This window comes from Ovoidimarina sediminis, from assembly GCF_032586175.1.
GTDB lineage: Bacteria > Pseudomonadota > Alphaproteobacteria > Rhodobacterales > Rhodobacteraceae > Ovoidimarina > Ovoidimarina sediminis.
The window spans coordinates 24,747-41,396 of record NZ_JAWHTE010000012.1; the positions used below are offsets into that span (position 1 = coordinate 24,747).

17 protein-coding genes are annotated in these 16,650 nt (G+C 64.2%); 11 read left to right on the forward strand and 6 right to left on the reverse strand.

Features of this window, described 5'->3' with window-relative positions; all coding sequences use genetic code 11:
* The first annotated feature begins 91 nt into the window (after window positions 1–91).
* The 11 genes from RXV90_RS14360 to RXV90_RS14410 all read left to right on the forward strand — a co-directional run bounded on the left by RXV90_RS14360 (window position 92) and on the right by RXV90_RS14410 (window position 9,547).
* The gene (locus tag RXV90_RS14360; protein WP_316649500.1) at window positions 92–655 is read left to right on the forward strand and encodes a NifU family protein; all 564 of its coding nucleotides are present in this window, start codon (window positions 92–94) and stop codon (window positions 653–655) included.
* Complete coding sequence (locus RXV90_RS14365) at window positions 642–1,091, forward strand: GFA family protein (RefSeq protein WP_316649641.1); 450 nt, start codon at window positions 642–644, stop codon at window positions 1,089–1,091. Before RXV90_RS14360 ends, RXV90_RS14365 begins: the two co-directional genes overlap by 14 nt.
* A 5-nt stretch (window positions 1,092–1,096) precedes the next feature.
* Entirely contained in the window at window positions 1,097–1,792 is a 696-nt protein-coding gene (gene tsaB / locus RXV90_RS14370; protein WP_316649501.1) for a tRNA (adenosine(37)-N6)-threonylcarbamoyltransferase complex dimerization subunit type 1 TsaB, read from the forward strand.
* Window positions 1,789–2,202 carry a GNAT family N-acetyltransferase gene (locus RXV90_RS14375; RefSeq protein ID WP_316649502.1) on the forward strand — a complete coding sequence of 138 codons (414 nt, stop codon included), beginning with the start codon at window positions 1,789–1,791 and terminating at the stop codon, window positions 2,200–2,202. The genes tsaB and RXV90_RS14375 overlap by 4 nt, the downstream gene beginning before the upstream one ends.
* Window positions 2,203–2,384: 182 nt before the next feature.
* Window positions 2,385–3,386, forward strand: a complete 1,002-nt coding sequence (locus tag RXV90_RS14380; RefSeq protein ID WP_316649503.1) for a BMP family lipoprotein — start codon at window positions 2,385–2,387, stop codon at window positions 3,384–3,386.
* Between the two features lie 71 nt (window positions 3,387–3,457).
* Window positions 3,458–5,050, forward strand: a complete 1,593-nt coding sequence (locus RXV90_RS14385) for an ABC transporter ATP-binding protein (RefSeq protein ID WP_316649504.1) — start codon at window positions 3,458–3,460, stop codon at window positions 5,048–5,050.
* A gap of 1 nt (window position 5,051) precedes the next feature.
* Window positions 5,052–6,188, forward strand: a complete 1,137-nt coding sequence (locus tag RXV90_RS14390) for an ABC transporter permease (RefSeq protein ID WP_316649505.1) — start codon at window positions 5,052–5,054, stop codon at window positions 6,186–6,188.
* Window positions 6,185–6,820, forward strand: a complete 636-nt coding sequence (locus RXV90_RS14395; RefSeq protein ID WP_316649506.1) for a LysE family translocator — start codon at window positions 6,185–6,187, stop codon at window positions 6,818–6,820. The genes RXV90_RS14390 and RXV90_RS14395 overlap by 4 nt, the downstream gene beginning before the upstream one ends.
* Window positions 6,821–6,825: 5 nt before the next feature.
* Entirely contained in the window at window positions 6,826–7,791 is a 966-nt protein-coding gene (locus RXV90_RS14400) for an ABC transporter permease (protein WP_316649507.1), read from the forward strand.
* Between the two features lie 86 nt (window positions 7,792–7,877).
* Entirely contained in the window at window positions 7,878–8,792 is a 915-nt protein-coding gene (locus tag RXV90_RS14405; RefSeq protein ID WP_316649508.1) for a sulfite exporter TauE/SafE family protein, read from the forward strand.
* Complete coding sequence (locus RXV90_RS14410) at window positions 8,792–9,547, forward strand: TIGR02186 family protein (RefSeq protein ID WP_316649510.1); 756 nt, start codon at window positions 8,792–8,794, stop codon at window positions 9,545–9,547. The genes RXV90_RS14405 and RXV90_RS14410 overlap by 1 nt, the downstream gene beginning before the upstream one ends.
* Before the next feature lie 109 nt (window positions 9,548–9,656).
* On the opposite strand, the gene RXV90_RS14415 is transcribed toward RXV90_RS14410, so the two are convergent.
* From RXV90_RS14415 to RXV90_RS14440, 6 genes are all read right to left on the reverse strand, one after another.
* The gene (locus RXV90_RS14415; RefSeq protein WP_316649511.1) at window positions 9,657–10,385 is read right to left on the reverse strand and encodes an SDR family oxidoreductase; all 729 of its coding nucleotides are present in this window, start codon (window positions 10,383–10,385) and stop codon (window positions 9,657–9,659) included.
* Entirely contained in the window at window positions 10,382–11,920 is a 1,539-nt protein-coding gene (locus RXV90_RS14420; RefSeq protein WP_316649512.1) for an ATP-dependent DNA helicase, read from the reverse strand. The genes RXV90_RS14415 and RXV90_RS14420 overlap by 4 nt, the downstream gene beginning before the upstream one ends.
* A gap of 42 nt (window positions 11,921–11,962) precedes the next feature.
* Entirely contained in the window at window positions 11,963–12,595 is a 633-nt protein-coding gene (locus RXV90_RS14425; RefSeq protein WP_316649513.1) for an acyl-homoserine-lactone synthase, read from the reverse strand.
* Between the two features lie 80 nt (window positions 12,596–12,675).
* Window positions 12,676–13,389 (reverse strand): helix-turn-helix transcriptional regulator, encoded by a 714-nt coding sequence (locus tag RXV90_RS14430; protein ID WP_316649514.1) that lies wholly within the window; start codon window positions 13,387–13,389, stop codon window positions 12,676–12,678.
* 366 nt (window positions 13,390–13,755) lie between these two features.
* Complete coding sequence (ccrA, locus tag RXV90_RS14435; RefSeq protein WP_316649515.1) at window positions 13,756–15,051, reverse strand: crotonyl-CoA carboxylase/reductase; 1,296 nt, start codon at window positions 15,049–15,051, stop codon at window positions 13,756–13,758.
* A gap of 113 nt (window positions 15,052–15,164) precedes the next feature.
* Window positions 15,165–16,562 (reverse strand): 1-acyl-sn-glycerol-3-phosphate acyltransferase, encoded by a 1,398-nt coding sequence (locus tag RXV90_RS14440; protein WP_316649517.1) that lies wholly within the window; start codon window positions 16,560–16,562, stop codon window positions 15,165–15,167.
* Between the last annotated feature and the right edge of the window lie 88 nt (window positions 16,563–16,650).

Sequence of the window (16,650 nt, forward strand, 5' to 3'; positions counted from 1 at the left end):
CAGCCGGAGGGCTTTAGAATCATTCCAACTTCTTGACACCCCGGGCCCCGGACCGCATATTCCTGACTTATCCACTCAGGAGACGCGCGCCATGTTCATTCAGACCGAATCCACGCCAAATCCGGCAACCCTGAAGTTTCTGCCGGGCCAAGCCGTGCTCGATGCGGGCACCGCCGATTTCCCGAGTGCCGACACCGCCGGAACCTCCCCGCTCGCGACCCGCGTCTTCGGCGTTGATGGGGTGACGGCAGTCTTTCTTGGCAACGATTTCGTCACCGTGACGAAATCCGATACGGCCGACTGGGATCACATCAAACCCGCCGTCCTCGGCGCGATCATGGAACATTTCCAATCCGGCCAGCCGGTGCTGGAAGGCGATGGGCCGAAAGCCTCTGGTCACGCCGATCACGACGGGCCGGATGCCGGAATCGTGAACCAGATCAAGGAATTGCTCGACACCCGCGTGCGCCCCGCCGTGGCGCAGGATGGCGGCGACATCACCTTCCACGGCTTCGATCGCGGCATTGTCTACCTGCACATGCAGGGCGCCTGCGCGGGCTGCCCGTCCTCGACGCTCACCCTCAAGATGGGGATCGAGAACCTCCTGCGGCACTACATCCCCGAAGTCGTCGAGGTCCGCCCTGTCGCGGCCTGACCGCGTCTCTGGGCGGTGCTATTGCGGGTCGGTTTCCGTCAGCGCTGATACCGCGCCACGGACCGTTGCCTACTGCCACTGCGCCGATTGCCGACGTCTCACCGGGGCACCGGTCGCCGCCTTTGCGGCATTCCTCAAGGGCGCGCTGCGTCTGGCTCCAGAACCCGCTCCGGCGCAGCAGGTCACCAAGGGTGTAAAACGCTGCTTCTGCCCCGACTACGGCTCCCCACTCGCAGCAACGTTCGACTATCTGCCGGGACAGGTCTACGTACCCCTCGGGCTCCTCGACCAGGCGGACGACCTTCAGCCCGACGAGCATTGCCACGACGCCGCCCGCCTCTCGTGGCTCCACATCGCCGACGACCGTCCCAGATCACAAGGAAGTGCGCGCGGCCGTCTCGGCACGACGAAACGAACACCCGAGACCTGCGGGTAATTACCGTGCCGAGATCCATTCCCAAGTTTCCCAAGGTCCTTGCCCTCGATACATCGGGGCCGTTCTGCGCCATCGGCACGGCAACCGAGAGCTATTCCGCTGGCGTCGTGCACGAAATGGCCCGCGGCCAGGCGGAAGCGCTCTTTCCCCTGGCAGAAGCCCGGCTGAAAGAGATCGGCTGGTCCATGCAGGATCTCGACGCGCTGGGTGTCTCGGTCGGCCCCGGCAACTTCACCGGCATCCGCATCGGTGTGTCCGCTGCAAAGGGCCTCGCCCTGTCACTCGGCATCCCGGTCTACGGGGTGTCGAACTTCGAACTTGCTGCTCTGTCGCAGCATCTTGGGCTGGATCGCATCACGATCTCGCTGCCCGCCCCTCGCGATCAGGCCTATGTGCAAAGCTTCATTGCTGGCGCGCCTGCAGGCCCTCCCGCCCTGATCGATCCGGACACGCCGCCTGCCGATCTGCTGCCCTCGGGCGTGCACAGCATCTTTGGTCACCGCGCCTCCACCATTGCAAAACGTTTCAGCCTTTCGGGCGAAGACGAAGGCTTTTCCCCCGCCCCCGCCCAGCTCGCCGAGCGCACGGAAGAGCTCTTCCTCGCCGCCAGCGGTGCACCGGACGACAGCGCAAGCCCGCTCTATATCCGCCCCGCCGACGCCGCCCCGCCGAAGGACGCAGGCCCGGTGATCGTCTCGTGACACCCGAGGATATCGCCGCCCTCTACGCCCGCGCGGTGCCCTATCCCGTTGGGTGGGGCCCCGATGACCTGCGCAAGATCCTCGCCCATCCGGGCGCCTTCATCACATCACTCGCTCACGCCTTCGCCCTCGGTCGCGTCGCTGCCGACGAGGCCGAACTCCTCCTCATCGCCACCGATCCCGATCACCGTCGAACCGGCGCCGCCACCCACTGCCTCGCTGCGTTCGAGGACGAGGCCCGCGCCCGGGGCGCAGTCACCGCCTTCCTCGAAGTCGCCGAATCGAACGCACCCGCTCGGGCCCTCTACGCCGCGCGAGGTTATGAAAAGGTGGGCCAGCGCCCCGGTTACTACGCCTCTGCCGACGGCACGAAGGAAACCGCCCTCATACTCCGCCGCGATCTGACCTGACGTCACATGCCCGTTCCGGGGGCAGTCGGCGCGAAACCCCTGACCCTTTGGTCAAAAAGGCATTGACCCTCCCCCAAACCCTCGCCCCTATTGTCCGGGTATCGTGATCGGGACTAGAGTGCCCGGATATGCCCCCGGGGGGGACGGCCCCCGGTAACCAAAAAAACATCAGGGAGTATTCCATGACAAAGTTTCAGTCCCTTCTGGGCGCAGCCGCCACGCTGGCGCTGACCGCCGGTGCGGCACTGGCGGAACCGGCGCTGATCTTCGATCTCGGCGGCAAGTTCGACAAATCCTTCAACGAAGCTGCCTATAACGGGGCCGAGCGCTTCGCGCAGGAAACCGGCGGCACCTACCGCGACATCGAACTGACGTCCGAGGCCCAGCGCGAGCAGGCGCTTCGTCGCTTCGCGGAACAGGGTTTTAACCCGATCATCACCACGGGCTTCGCCTTCGCCACACCGGTCGAGTCTGTCGCCCCGGACTATCCCGACATCAAGTTCGTCAATATCGACGGCTTCATCCCCGAGATTCCGGAAAATGTTCTGATGATCTCCTTCCAGGAACATCAGGGCTCCTACCTCGTCGGGATGCTGGCAGCGCAGGCCTCCAAATCCGGCACAATCGGCTTCATCGGCGGAATGGATATCCCGCTCATCCGCCACTTCGGCTGTGGCTACGCCCAAGGCGCGAAGGCGGTGAATCCCGATATCGAGATCATCTCGAACATGACCGGCACCACACCGGCGGCCTGGAACGATCCCGTGAAGGGCGGCGAACTGACGAAGGCGCAGATTTCGCAAGGCGCAGACGTGATCTACGCCGCCGCAGGCGGCACCGGTGTCGGTGTGCTTCAGACCGCTGCGGATGAAGGCGTCTACTCGATCGGCGTCGACTCGAACCAGAACTATCTGCACCCGGGTTCTGTCCTCACCTCGATGCTGAAGCGCGTCGATGTGGCCGTTTACGAGGCCATGAAAGCCGGGGAAAATCTTGAGACGGGTTCCATGGTTCTCGGCCTCGAGGAAGAGGGCGTCGGCTACTCGGTCGACGAGAACAACGAGGCGCTCCTGACCGAAGACATGATCGCGGCCGTGGAAGACGCGAAGGCCAAGATCATCTCGGGCGAACTCGAAGTCGCCAGCTACTACGCGACCGACAGCTGCCCCGCGCACGAGTTCTGATCGGCGACTGACCGGATCCGGGGCCGCACCAAAAGGGGCGGCCCCTTTCCGAAGCGAGGGGGCTTGAGACGGTGAGCGGCGCGCCAGCGATCGAACTCAAAGGCATATCCAAGGCCTTCGGCCCCGTGCAGGCCAATAAAGACATATCGCTCCGGGTCATGCCCGGCACGATCCACGGCATCATCGGCGAAAACGGCGCCGGGAAATCCACGATGATGTCGATCCTCTACGGCTTCTACAAGGCCGACGCGGGCGAGATCTTCGTCAAGGGCCGGAAGACCGAGATCCCAAACAGCCAGGCCGCCATCGCCGCCGGCATCGGGATGGTGTTCCAGCACTTCAAGCTGGTCGAGAATTTCACCGTTCTCGAAAACGTCGTCCTCGGTGCCGAAGACGGCGCGCTTCTGCGGCCCTCGCTCGCAAAGGCACGCGCCGAACTCGAACGCCTCAGCCGCGAATACGAACTCAAGATCGATCCAGACGCGGTGATCGAAGACATCGGCGTCGGCATGCAGCAGCGCGTCGAAATCCTCAAAGCGCTTTACCGCCAGGCCGATATCCTCATTCTCGACGAGCCCACCGGCGTCCTGACGCCAGCCGAGGCCGACCACCTGTTCCGGATTCTCAAGGGGCTGAAGGAACAGGGCAAGACAATCATCCTCATCACGCACAAGCTGCGCGAGATCATGGACGTGACCGATACGGTCAGCGTGATGCGCCGGGGCGAGATGACGGCGACGGTGAAAACCTCGGAAACGAGCCCCGAGGAACTCGCCGAACTGATGGTGGGCCGCAAGGTTCTCCTCCGCGTCGACAAGAAACCGGCCGCTCCGGGCGAGACGATCCTGGAGGTCGAGAACCTCCGCGTCATCGACGAGGCCGGGGTTGAGCGGCTCAAGGGCGTGTCCCTCAACATCCGCGCCGGCGAGATCCTGGGCATCGCCGGCGTCGCCGGAAACGGGCAGTCAGAGCTTCTCAATGTTCTGGGCGGCATGGCGCGCGCCACCGGCACGATCCGCCTCAACGGGGCGGAAATCGACCTGACCGGCGAAAACTCCGACGCCCAGACCCGCCGCGCCCGCGGCATTTCCCACGTTCCCGAAGACCGCCAGGCCGAAGGCCTGATCATGAACTTCTATGCCTGGGAGAACGTCGTCTTCGGCTATCACAACGACCCGGCCTATAGTCGCGGCCGCTTTGCAATGAACAACGGCGCGATCCGGGAAGATTGCGCCCGGAAGATGGAGAAGTTCGACGTCCGCCCGCCGAACCCCTGGCTCACGGCAAAGAACTTCTCGGGCGGCAACCAGCAGAAAATCGTCGTGGCGCGCGAGATCGAACGCAATCCAGATCTCCTGCTTGTCGGCCAGCCCACGCGCGGCGTCGATATCGGCGCGATCGAATTCATTCACCAACAGATCGTGGCGCTTCGTGACGCCGGAAAAGCGGTGCTTCTGGTCAGCGTCGAACTCGACGAGATCATGTCGCTGTCGGACAGGATCGCGGTGATGTTCGATGGCCGCATCATGGGCGAGCGTCTGCCCTCGGAAACCAACGAACGCGAACTCGGCCTCCTGATGGCAGGGATGGACAGCGTGCCGGAGGGCAAACCGCTTCATGAAGCGGTGGAAGAACAACTCGACCACGTCGGCGGGAGGGCCTGACATGGATACCATGCCGAAATGGGTCGATGTCCTCCTGATCCCACTGATCAACCTCGTCATCGCCTTCGTGCTGTCGGGTCTCGTGATCCTCGCCATCGGCGAAAGCCCGGTCCAAGCGGTGCGCACCATGGTGACCGGCGCCCTTGGGTCGACCTATGGCTGGGGCTACACGCTTTATTACGCCACGAATTTCATGTTCACGGGCCTTGCGGTCGCCGTCGCCTTCCATGCGCGACTATTCAACATCGGCGGCGAAGGCCAGGCGATGCTGGGCGGTCTGGGCGTCGCCCTCGTCTGCCTCTCGATACCCTGGCCCCACTGGACGCTGGCGCTGCCCGTCGCGATCCTCGGCGGCGCGCTTTTCGGCGCGGCCTGGGCCTTCCTGCCGGGCTACCTGCAGGCGAAACGCGGCAGTCACATCGTTATCACGACGATCATGTTCAACTTCATCGGCGCGGCCCTGCTGAACTACATGCTGGTCAACGTGCTGAAGCCCGCGGGCTCGATGGATCCGGCCTCGGGCAACTTCCCCGAAGGCGCCCACCTTCCGACATTCCAGGATATCTTCGCCTTCACCGGCATGACGCTCTTCCGCGGCGCCCCCGTGAATGTCACCTTTTTCGTCGCCATCGCCGCCTGTTTCCTGGTCTGGTGGCTCATCTGGCGCACACGACTGGGTTACGCGATCCGCGCCTTCGGCCAATCCGAACCGGCGGCGGTATATGCCGGGATAAAGCCCGTCCGCATCACCGTGATCGCGATGCTGATCTCAGGCGCACTTGCAGGCTGCATGGCGATCAACAACGTCATGGGCGAGGCTGAACGCCTCGTCCTCAACGCCGTCGAGGGTGCGGGCTTTATCGGTATCGCCGTGGCGCTTATGGGCCGCTCGCATCCCTTCGGCGTGTTCCTGGCTGCGCTTCTCTTCGGGTTCCTCTACCAGGGCGGGGCAGAGCTTGGCCTCTGGACGAACATTCCCCGCGATCTCGTCGTGGTGATCCAGGCGCTCGTGATCCTCTTTACCGGTGCGCTCGACAACATGGTGCGGATGCCGCTTGAGCGGATCTTCCTCGCTGCTCGCCGGTCTCGCGCGCCGAAGCCCGATACGAAATCGGTCCAGACGGAGCCCGCCGAATGACCGAGTTCGCACCCTACCTGCCGGGCTTTCTCGCGGCCTACGCGATCCTCTTCATTGCGGCCTCTTCACCAGGTCCGGCGGTTGCCATGCTTTTGGGGATCTCGACCACGCAGGGCCGCGGGGCCGCACTCACGGCCTCTGCCGGAATCGCCATGGGCAGTATCACGATCAACCTGCTTACCCTCATTGGCGTGGGCCTGCTGCTGCACCAGGCCGCCTGGGCGATGACCGTGCTCAGGCTCGCGGGTTCCGCCTACCTCCTTTACCTTGCCTGGGGCTCGTTCGGCAAAGCGATCCGCCCACCGCGCGTCGCCGTGGCAGAGGTCGCCCCAGCCCCGCCGCTCAAGTGGTTCACTGCTGGCTATCTTCTTCAGGTCACAAATCCGAAGGCGATCGCCTTCTGGCTTGCCATCGCCGCTGTCGGCGCGACGCAAGGCGGCGGCCCGACGATCATCGCGGCCTTCGTTGCGGGGGCTTTCGTGATCTCGCTCTTCTGCCATGGCGCCTGGGCGGTGATCCTTTCCTCGCGTCCCGTCAGACGCGCCTATGAAACGTCCCGCCGCTGGATAGACGCCTCCCTCGGGGCCTTCTTCGTCTTCGCCGCGTGGAAGATGGCGACACAGAGGAACTGAGGCCCATGGATTTCCTGACCCTCCTCCAGATCCTCGACTCCACCGTTCGCCTCGCGACACCCCTTCTTCTCGCCTGCCTCGCCGGGCTCTTCTCGGAACGCGCGGGCATTTTCGACATCGGGCTCGAAGGCAAGATGCTGGCCTCCGCCTTCTTCTCGGCGGCGGTTGCCTATACCTCCGGCTCGGTCTGGATCGGGCTTTTCGCGGGCATCGCAGCGTCGCTTGTCCTGTCGCTCATCCACGGCGCGGCCTCGATCACCTTCCGCGGCAATCAGCTGATCTCGGGCGTCGCGATCAACTTTCTCGCCTCGGGCCTCACCGTGCTCATCGCACAGGATTGGTTTCGCCAGGGCGGGCGCACACCGTCGCTTGAAGGCGATGCGCGGTTCCAGACGCTCGACTGGCCGCTTGCGGACGTGCTTGGAAACATCCCCGTCGCAGGGCCGGTCTATGCCGAACTGATCTCCGGCCACACGGCGCTCGTCTATGTCGCGCTCCTGGCCGTGCCGCTATCATGGTGGGTGCTCTTCCGAACCCGATTCGGGCTCAGGCTGCGGGCGGTGGGCGAAAACCCCGGCGCCGTCGATACCGCCGGGATCTCGGTCACCCGGCTGCGCTACATCGCCGTACTGATCTGCGGCGTCCTCTGCGGCATCGCGGGGGCCTACCTCGCCACGGGCCTCGCAGCAGGATTCGTGAAGGAGATGAGCGCAGGCCGCGGCTTCATCGCCCTCGCCGCCCTCATCTTTGCCAAATGGCGGCCCTGGCACGCGCTTTATGCCTGCCTCCTCTTCGGCTTCCTCGAGGCGATCGGCAACCGCTACCAGAATATCGAGCTTGCGGGATTTGTCCTGCCCGTCCAGTTCATGCAGGCACTTCCCTATATCCTGACCGTGGTCATTCTCGCCGGTTTCGTGGGCAAAGCGATCCCGCCGCGCGCCGGTGGCGAGCCCTACGTGAAGGAACGCTGACAGCCGTTCCGATTTGTCGCAGGGTTTCGGGGCTTTGCCTCCCCCGTTGACTTCGCTAAAGGGCTTCCATCACGTAAGGTTGCCCCATGCAGATCTACCTGCCGATCGCCGAAGTTTCGGTCAATGCCTTCCTGCTTCTGGGGCTTGGCGGGATCGTCGGCGTGCTTTCGGGCATGTTCGGCGTAGGCGGCGGGTTCCTGATGACGCCGCTGCTGTTCTTCATCGGCATCCCGCCCGCCGTCGCCGTGGCGACCGAGGCGAATCAGATCGTCGCCTCTTCCTTCTCAGGCGTCCTCGCGCATGTCCGCAAGCGAACGGTCGATTTCCGGATGGGCACCGTTCTTCTGATTGGCGGTCTCGTCGGCGCGGCCCTCGGCGTTCAGCTCTTTAACGCACTCAAAGCGATCGGGCAGGTCGATCTCCTCGTCAGGCTTTCCTATGTCGTGTTCCTCGGGATCATCGGCAGCCTGATGTTCGTCGAAAGCCTGAACGCGCTTCGCAAGACCCGCTCGGGCCGCCCCACCCAGCGGAAAAAACACACCTGGATCCACGCGCTTCCCTTCAAGATGAAGTTCCGAACCTCGGGGCTCTACATCTCCGTGATTCCCCCGGTTCTCGTCGGCGTTGCCGTCGGCGTCCTCGCGGCGATCATGGGGGTGGGCGGCGGCTTCATCATGGTGCCCGCGATGATCTACCTTCTGGGCATGCCCACCAAGGTCGTGGTCGGCACATCGCTCTTCCAGATCATCTTCGTCACGGCCTTCACGACGCTCCTTCATGCCACGACGAACTTCACGGTCGACATGGTGCTTGCCGTGCTCCTGCTCGTCGGCGGGGTGGTGGGTGCCCAGATCGGCACTCAGATCGGGACTCGGCTCAAGGCCGAACAGCTCCGCATCCTGCTCGCGATCATGGTGCTCGTGGTCTGCGGCAAGCTGGCACTCGATCTTCTCCTGCAACCTGGAGAGCTCTTTTCCATCGGCGCGGCGGAGGGCCACTGATGCTCCGCGCGCTTCTCCTGCTCCTTGCGCTGTCGCTCCCGGCCCAGGCCGAAGAAGTGGTCGCGGGGCTCAGCCAGAACCGGATCTCGATCACCACGAATTTCGATGGCTCCGAAATCCTGATCTTCGGCGCGGTGAAGCGCGAAAGCCCGATCCCCGACGATGCGCCGCTCGAAGTCATCATCACCGTTGCCGGTCCATCGGCACCGGTCGTCGTCCGGCGCAAGGATCGCCGCTTCGGCATCTGGATCAACGTTGAAAGCGCAGAGGTCGATCACGCGCCGTCCTTCTACGCCGTGGCCACCACCGCACCCTGGGCCGACGTACTCCGCGACACCGACGATCTGCGGCACAAGATCTCGGTCCGCCGCGCGATCCGGGCGGTGGGCGTCGCCTCCATGGTCGAGGATGTCGATGCCTTCACCGACGCGCTGGTCCGTATTCGTGAATCGCGCGATCTCTTCCAGACGAATATTGGCACGGTGGAATTCAACGAAGCCACGCTCTTCAATACGGCGATCCGCCTTCCGGCCAATCTAACCGAGGGCGCTTATGCCACCCGCTTCTTCCTCACCCGGAACGGCGAGGTCATCGACGTCCACGAAACCGTGATCGACGTCCAGAAAGTCGGGCTCGAGCGTTTTCTCTTCAACCTCTCGCGCGAACAGCCGCTGATCTACGGCCTCCTGTCGCTTGCCATCGCGATCGCGGCCGGGTGGAGCGCCTCGGCCTTCTTCCGCTACATCCGCGGCTGACCCGCTTCTTCATTTTGGCGAAAATACTCCGGGGGGCCGCCCGGTACGGGCGGTGGGGGCAGCGCCCCCTCCTCCCATTCTGTCCTGCGACGACGCGAACACCGGCGCGCTAGCCGCGCCCGACATAGGGCATCTTGGTCGCAATGATCGTCATGTTCTGCACATTCGCCGACAAGGGAAGATCCGCCATGTGCAGCACGGCCCGCGCCGCATCCGCCACATCCATCGTCTCGACCGCGGGCTTGCCCGCCGCGCGGGTGCGCTCATCCAATGCCGCCACCATCGGCGTTCGCGCATTTCCGATGTCGATCTGCCCTGCCGCGATGTCGAAAGGCCGCCCGTCGAGCGACAGGGTCTTTGTCAGCCCCGTAACGGCGTGCTTGGTCGCGGTATAGCAGACCGATCCCTCCCGCGGGGTGTGTGCCGAGATCGAGCCGTTGTTGATGATCCGCCCGCCCTGCGGCGCCTGCCGCCGCATCTGCGCGAAGGCCGCCCGCGCCCCGTGGAACATGCCTGTCAGGTTCACCGCAACAGATTGGGTCCAGTACTCCACGTCGATCTCGTCGATCGTGCCTGGCGGGGTGAAGATCCCGGCATTGTTGAACAGAACATCAAGCCGCCCCCAGCGATCGGCGAGCGTCGCCACGGCCGCCTCCACATCCTCAAGCCGCGTTACGTCGCCCGGCAGCACCATCGCTTCATCGCGTTCCCCCGCCACCTCCCGAAGCGCCGCCTCGCGGCGTGCGAACAGCCCTACGGCCCAGCCCTCGTTCAGCGCTGCTTCGGCAACCGCCTTCCCGATACCCGAGCTTGCCCCGGTGATCAGCATCGTCTTCATGTTTCGTCCCCCTCGGTTCCGCCCTCCAGGCTCAAGGGCGCCGGTGTCATTTCAAGATCGTTGGTGGTCAGCGGCCCCTCGGGCCGTGCCAGCCGATAACGCGTTACCCAGATCAGCCGCTCCGCCGCGCGCGTGATCGCCACATAGGCCAGCCGCTTCCACAAGGGTATCCCCGCCTCCACCCGGCCCGACCGCGCGGCGGCATAAAGATCGGGTGCGAAGACCTGCACATCCTCCCATTGCGAACCCTGCGCCTTGTGGATCGTCACCGCTGCCCCGTGCAGAAACGCCGCGCCCATCGTGGCGGCAAAGGGGATGAACGGCTCTTCCTCGTCCGGCATCTCGATCTTCACGATCGAGGCGACGGATATCTGCGGCTCCTGCGCGCCGACAAGATACAGTTTCGAGAACCCGGGCCGCCGGCCTGCGCCAAGGTAGATCGCCTGCGCTCCCTTGATCAGCCCGCGTGCCTCCAGGTCGATGCGCCGCTTGCGATGTTTGAGCGGCAGTTCGATCCCATCGCAAATCAGAGGTTCGCCCGGCAAAAGCGCATCTGACGGCGCGCCGAAGGCGGCGCGAAAGGCATGGATCAGCCGGATCCGCGTCGCGTTCCGCCACACCAGTACCGGCGAGCGCGCCATCATATCGGCCGATACGCGCGGGGCCACGACAATGCGCGGGTCTTCCGCCGCCGCGGCCTCCACCTTCCGCTCGAACGCCTCGAAGGTCAGGTCGGGATCGCTCAGCGCATGGGCGAGATCGAGAATGGGGTTTCCCGCCTCCTGCCGGTGTACACGGCTCAGCGTCAACTTCCGGCCTTCGGGCAACCCGTCGAACACCATCGCGCCCGACTGGTTCACCGGCGCAAGCTGCGCCGGGTCGCCGAAGAGAAGGAGCGTCGGAAAGATCTCCTTGAGATCCTCGAACTGCTGCTGATCGAGCATCGAACTTTCATCGACGAACCCGATATCCAGCGGGTCCTCCCGCCGCTTCCACCCGGTGATGAAATCCGATCCGCGAAGCCCCGCCGCCGCCAGCGCTCCAGGCACGGATCCATGGGCATCGAAAAACGCCTTCGCCCGGTCAAGCGCGGCGTCGGTCAGCCCCTCGATTTCCGGCCGGTCGCCCTCGCCCGCCAGCCATTCGGCGACCTTCTCGTACTCGGGATCGTAGACGGGGGTATAGATAATCCGGTGAATCGTCGTCGCCGGCACGCCCCTGTGCCGCAGAACGCTCGCCGCCTTGTTCGTCGGCGCAAGGATCGCCAGCGTCCGCCACTCCCGCGCCCGCCGGCTTTCATAGTCGCCCGAAACCGTCTCGACGCCCGCCTCGGCCAGCGCCTTCGTCAGCTCCGCCAGAAGCAGGGTCTTCCCCGTCCCGGCCTTGCCCAGCACCGCCAGAACGCTTTCACGCGCCTCGGCCTGCGGCGTCGTATGGCCGTCCACAAGGTCGATCCCGGCCCCGCGCAGCACCTCGCTGACCGTATCGAAGGCTTCCGCCTGATCATCGGAAAGGGCAAGGGCAGTCGCTGACATGGGGCGGACCATACGCGGCCCGGGAAGGCGGGGCCAGCGCGATCAGCCCGCGAGGCGCAGGGGTTCCGGCCGTTCCATCGCGCGGCGGTGCCAGTGCCGCGAAATCTCCGCCGAAAGCCCCGCGCGGGGCAGAAGCACCGCCCGCCGCTCCGGCGCGAAGGCCCAGAGCCCGGCGGAAATGCCCTCCCGCCCCCGGCCACGCGTGCCCAGAAGCTCGGGCGCCCAGCCAAGTCGGCGATATACCCGGATCATCGGCGCGTCGAACACGCCCAGCGCATGGCTCAGCCCCTGTCCAAGCCCCAGTTCCAGTCCCCCCAGCATCAACGCCGCCGCCACCCTCGGCCCCGCCCCGGGTGACAGGCAGAACCGCGTGCATTCCCAGATCCCGGGGCTACGCAGATCCCTGCCTGCCGCCAGATCGGGAAAATGCTCGTACAGCATCGTACGCCCCGTCATGGGCAGAAACCGCATCGATCCGCCATGGGATCCGTCGCGTTCCTCCCAGATGACGTAAAGCGGGTTCAGCACATCGTACTGATCCCGCTCCTCCCCCGCATCGGTCACCCCCACATCCCAGCCCAGGCGCCCGACGAACTGTGCCGCGCGGTCGCGGAACATCGTCGATCTGAGCTTTGGGTAAAAGGGCAGCTCCGCCCCCGAGAGAAACCGCAGCATACCACCTCCGCCGAACCATGGGTCGGCGAAGGGTTTGCCGTATTAAGGTTAACACTCGGAAAGCGGGGCGCGCGATCCAGTCAGATAACGATAAGCCCCCCGGCGATGGCGCGCGCCACGGCCTGCGTGGTGTTCAGCGCGCCAAGCTTCAGGCGTGCGCTCTCGATATAGGCCCGAAGCGTGTGTTCCGAGATCGACATCGCGTCCGCCGCCTGCGCCCGGCTGTTGCCCAGGGCCAGCATGCGCAGCGTATCGGTCTCTCTCGGGCTCAGGCTGACCATTTCGATCACGTCCGATCCCCGCTCGATTTCCAGCGCCTTGTGATTGACGAAATGGGCTGCCAGGATCAGGTCTGGCATGAATTCCTTGGTATAGCTTTGCCAGCTGTCGTCGGCCGCCGTATCGCTGATCGTGAAAAGTGCGAACTGGCCCGAGGGCCCCCGGATCGGCACCGAAAATCCCTGGTTTCCGATCCCGGCAGCGATCGCCTCGCCCATGAAATCGCGCCGAACCTTGCCCGACCAGTCAAAGGCCTTCCAGTCGACCGGTACGAAGCGGCGATAACAGGCCTGCACCACCGGGTCGATCCGCGCGTAATCCTGTTCGAGGTACTGGTCCACCCATTCCGGCGAATAGGTCAGCGCCGCATATTGCTCGCCCGTGCTGTTGACCGAATGATAGACGATATGCTCGACGTCCAGCGTGTCACGCATTGCGCCGATTCCCAGGTTCAGATCCTCAAGCGTCCTCACCTGCGATAATTTCTCTACGAGCGCTTCGACCCGAAAGGTCATGGAGCAGCGTCTCCGTCCCTCGTGCAGGCTTCAGCCCCGCGATTTCGCTGCGCACCCGCACCGCAACTTTTCCAGATCTCCGGAAAATCGCGGCAAATCATTCAGATCTGCGAACTGGCCAAGATCGGCCAGCACGTCGAGAACCCAGGCCTTATTGTTGATCATGTTGAGACGCCTTGGTTAATAAAAGATTAACAAACATAATACCGTGCGCACGGCCGCCGCGAAATCCGCGAATTTCAACCCCCCGAAAATGGGGGGATGTCGCATCTTCAGACCATTGAAATCATTAAGGCGCCGCCCGTTTCCGCACGGACGGCGCCTTGAATAAGCCTTGAATCACCGCGCCGCAGCGCTGTGAATAACTTAACGGGTCGGGCCCGCTTCCAGCACGTCTTCCACCGTTCTCAGCCCCGTCACAGGTGCCTGCACCAGCACGCTCATGTTCCCCGGTTTGTGCTCGTTTCGCATCATCTTCATATGCGCCTGCGGCAGCTGATCCCATGCGAATACTTCCGACATGCAGGGATCAAGACGGCGCTCCAGCATCAGCTTGTTCGCCGCACTCGCCTGTTTCAGATGCGCGAAATGGCTGCCCTGAAGCCGCTTTTGGTGCATCCACATGTAACGCACGTCGAATGTCAGGTTGAAACCGGTCGTACCTGCGCAGATCACGACCATCCCGCCTTTCTTCACCACGAAGGTCGAGACGGGGAAGGTCGCCTCGCCGGGATGCTCGAACACCATGTCAACGTTCACGCCCTTTCCGGTGATGTCCCAGATCGCCTTCCCGAACTTGCGCGCCTCGGCGAACCACTCCTTGTAAGCGTCGGTCCCCACTGTCGGAAGCTGGCCCCAGCAGTTGAAATCCTTTCGGTTGATCACGCCTTTTGCGCCAAGCCCCATGACAAAGTCGCGCTTGTCTTCGTCCGAGATCACGCCGATCGCATTGGCCCCCGCCGTGTTGATCAACTGGATCGCGTAGGAGCCGAGGCCACCCGACGCCCCCCAGACCAGCACGTTCTGTCCGGGCTTCAGGTCATGCGGTTCATGGCCGAAAAGCATCCGATATGCTGTGGCGAGCGTCAGCGTGTAGCACGCGCTTTCCTCCCAGGTCAGGTGCTTCGGGCGCGGCATCAGCTGCTGCGACTGCACGCGCGTGAACTGCGCGAAGGATCCGTCGGGCGTCTCGTACCCCCAGATCCGCTGGCTCGGCGAATACATCGGGTCGCCGCCGTTGCATTCCTCGTCGTCGCCGTCGTCCTGGTTGCAGTGGATGACAACCTCGTCGCCAACCTTCCAGCGTGTCACTTTCTCGCCAACGGCCCAGACGATGCCCGAGGCGTCGGAACCGGCGATGTGATAGGGCTGGCCATGGCCGTCGAACGGGCTGATCGGCTGGCCAAGCGCGGCCCAGACGCCGTTGTAGTTCACGCCGGCGGCCATCACGAGAACCAGAACCTCGTGGCTGTCGATCGCAGGCGTATCGACCACTTCCTTCACCATCGCCGTGTCCGGCTCTCCATGGCGCTCCCGCCGGATTGCCCAGGCGTGCATCTGCGCCGGCACGTGGCCCAGGGGCGGCATTTCACCCAGCTCGTAGAGATCCTTCACGGGGGCATCGTAGGTCATCATCTCAGGGGCCTTCGTATCCAGGGCCATACACCGTCTCCCTCACAATCTTGACGCCGCGCTGCGGAATCGCAAGCGGATTACAAGCCGATCTAGAGGTCTCAAAGTAATTTTGCAAACGATTTTTCAGATATCACGCAATTTTATGTCTCAATCGTTTTCCGCACCGCAGCGGAGCCGGGCAAGAGCTGCGCCGCCGTCTCCTCCAGTGATGCAGCGTAGAAGGACAGAAGCGCCTGCTTCTCGGGCGCGACGCGCAGCGTACCGCCCTCCTCCAAAACGATCTTCCTCACAGTCAGCGATTGCAGCGCGGCCTCCAGCGTCTCCTCCGCCCCGCCCTCGGGCAGAAGAAGCGCGGCACCCGCTGTCTCGAAGGCCGCCATCCGCGCGCCTACCTTCTCCAGAAGATCGGCGCGCGTGGCCTGCCCTCCCGCCTCGTGCAGAAGCATCGCCACAAGCGGCACCGGCACAACCGGCATCACTTTCGCAATCCGCGTCATCATCTCGGCGGCCAGCGCATCGGGCCCCCTGCCCTCGAATTCCCGCATCGACAGGGGCGTGCCGAAACTCACACCGGCCCGCCCGAACCGCTGCGCCCGCCGCCTCAGCCGCCGCCAGATATAGCGGGCCGAAAACGCGGTGGCCGAGGGGATCGTGCCGCGAAACCTCTGCTGTCCCTTCTCATGGGCCTCGATCAGGATGTTGTCCTCGATAACCCGGTCATAGTTGAGGCCGATCGGCACGAAGACGAGGTCCCGTGCCTTCAGGTCGAACTCCTCGGTGATATAGCTCAGGATGCCCACCTTCGGTGATTTGAGCCGACCGGTCTGGCTCAATCCCCCCTCGGGAAACACCGCCTGCGCCACCCCGCCTTTCGAGGCCATCTGCACATAGCGCGCCAATACCCGACGATACAGCGCGGTGCGATATCGCCGCCTGATGAAGTACCCGCCCAACGCGCGAATAAGCGGCCCGAGCGGCCAGATCCGCGCCCACTCCCCCACCGCATAGGCCAGCGCCGATTGCCGCGCCACGAGGTAGGTGACCAGCACGTAATCCATGTTGGACCGGTGGTTGATGATATAGACGACGGTCGCATTGGGATCGAAGGCCTTCAGCGCGTCAGGGTCCTCGTGCCAGACTTCCACATGGTAAAGCCGCGTCGAAAGCCACCGCGCCGCCCGGGTGGCGAAACCGAAATAGGCGCTCGCGCTGAACCCCGGCACGATCTCGCGCGCATAGCGCTGCGCCTGTTCGAAAGCCACGTCCTCACGCACGCCGGTCTCGCGCGCGTGCTCGGCCACCGCCTCCATCACGCTCGGGTCATAGGACAGACGCTGGATCATATCGGTGCGCCTTGCGAGCTTGAAGGGCTGGATCGGCCGTTCAAGCCGCTTGTTCAGTTCTTCCACCAAACGCTCGGCCCGCCGTCTGAGAAACCAGCGGACGGACGGAAAAAGGAAGTGCGACGCGAAGGTGACCGTCGCGAAGAGGACGATCAGAACAAGCAGCCAGAGCGGAACCTCGACCGTGCGCAGCATGCGGCGGGGCCTAGACCTGTACGCGCGCGGGGCGGTGAACCGCCGACCACGCGTCCCTCATATGAGTCACTGTCACTGCGCGTTCCCT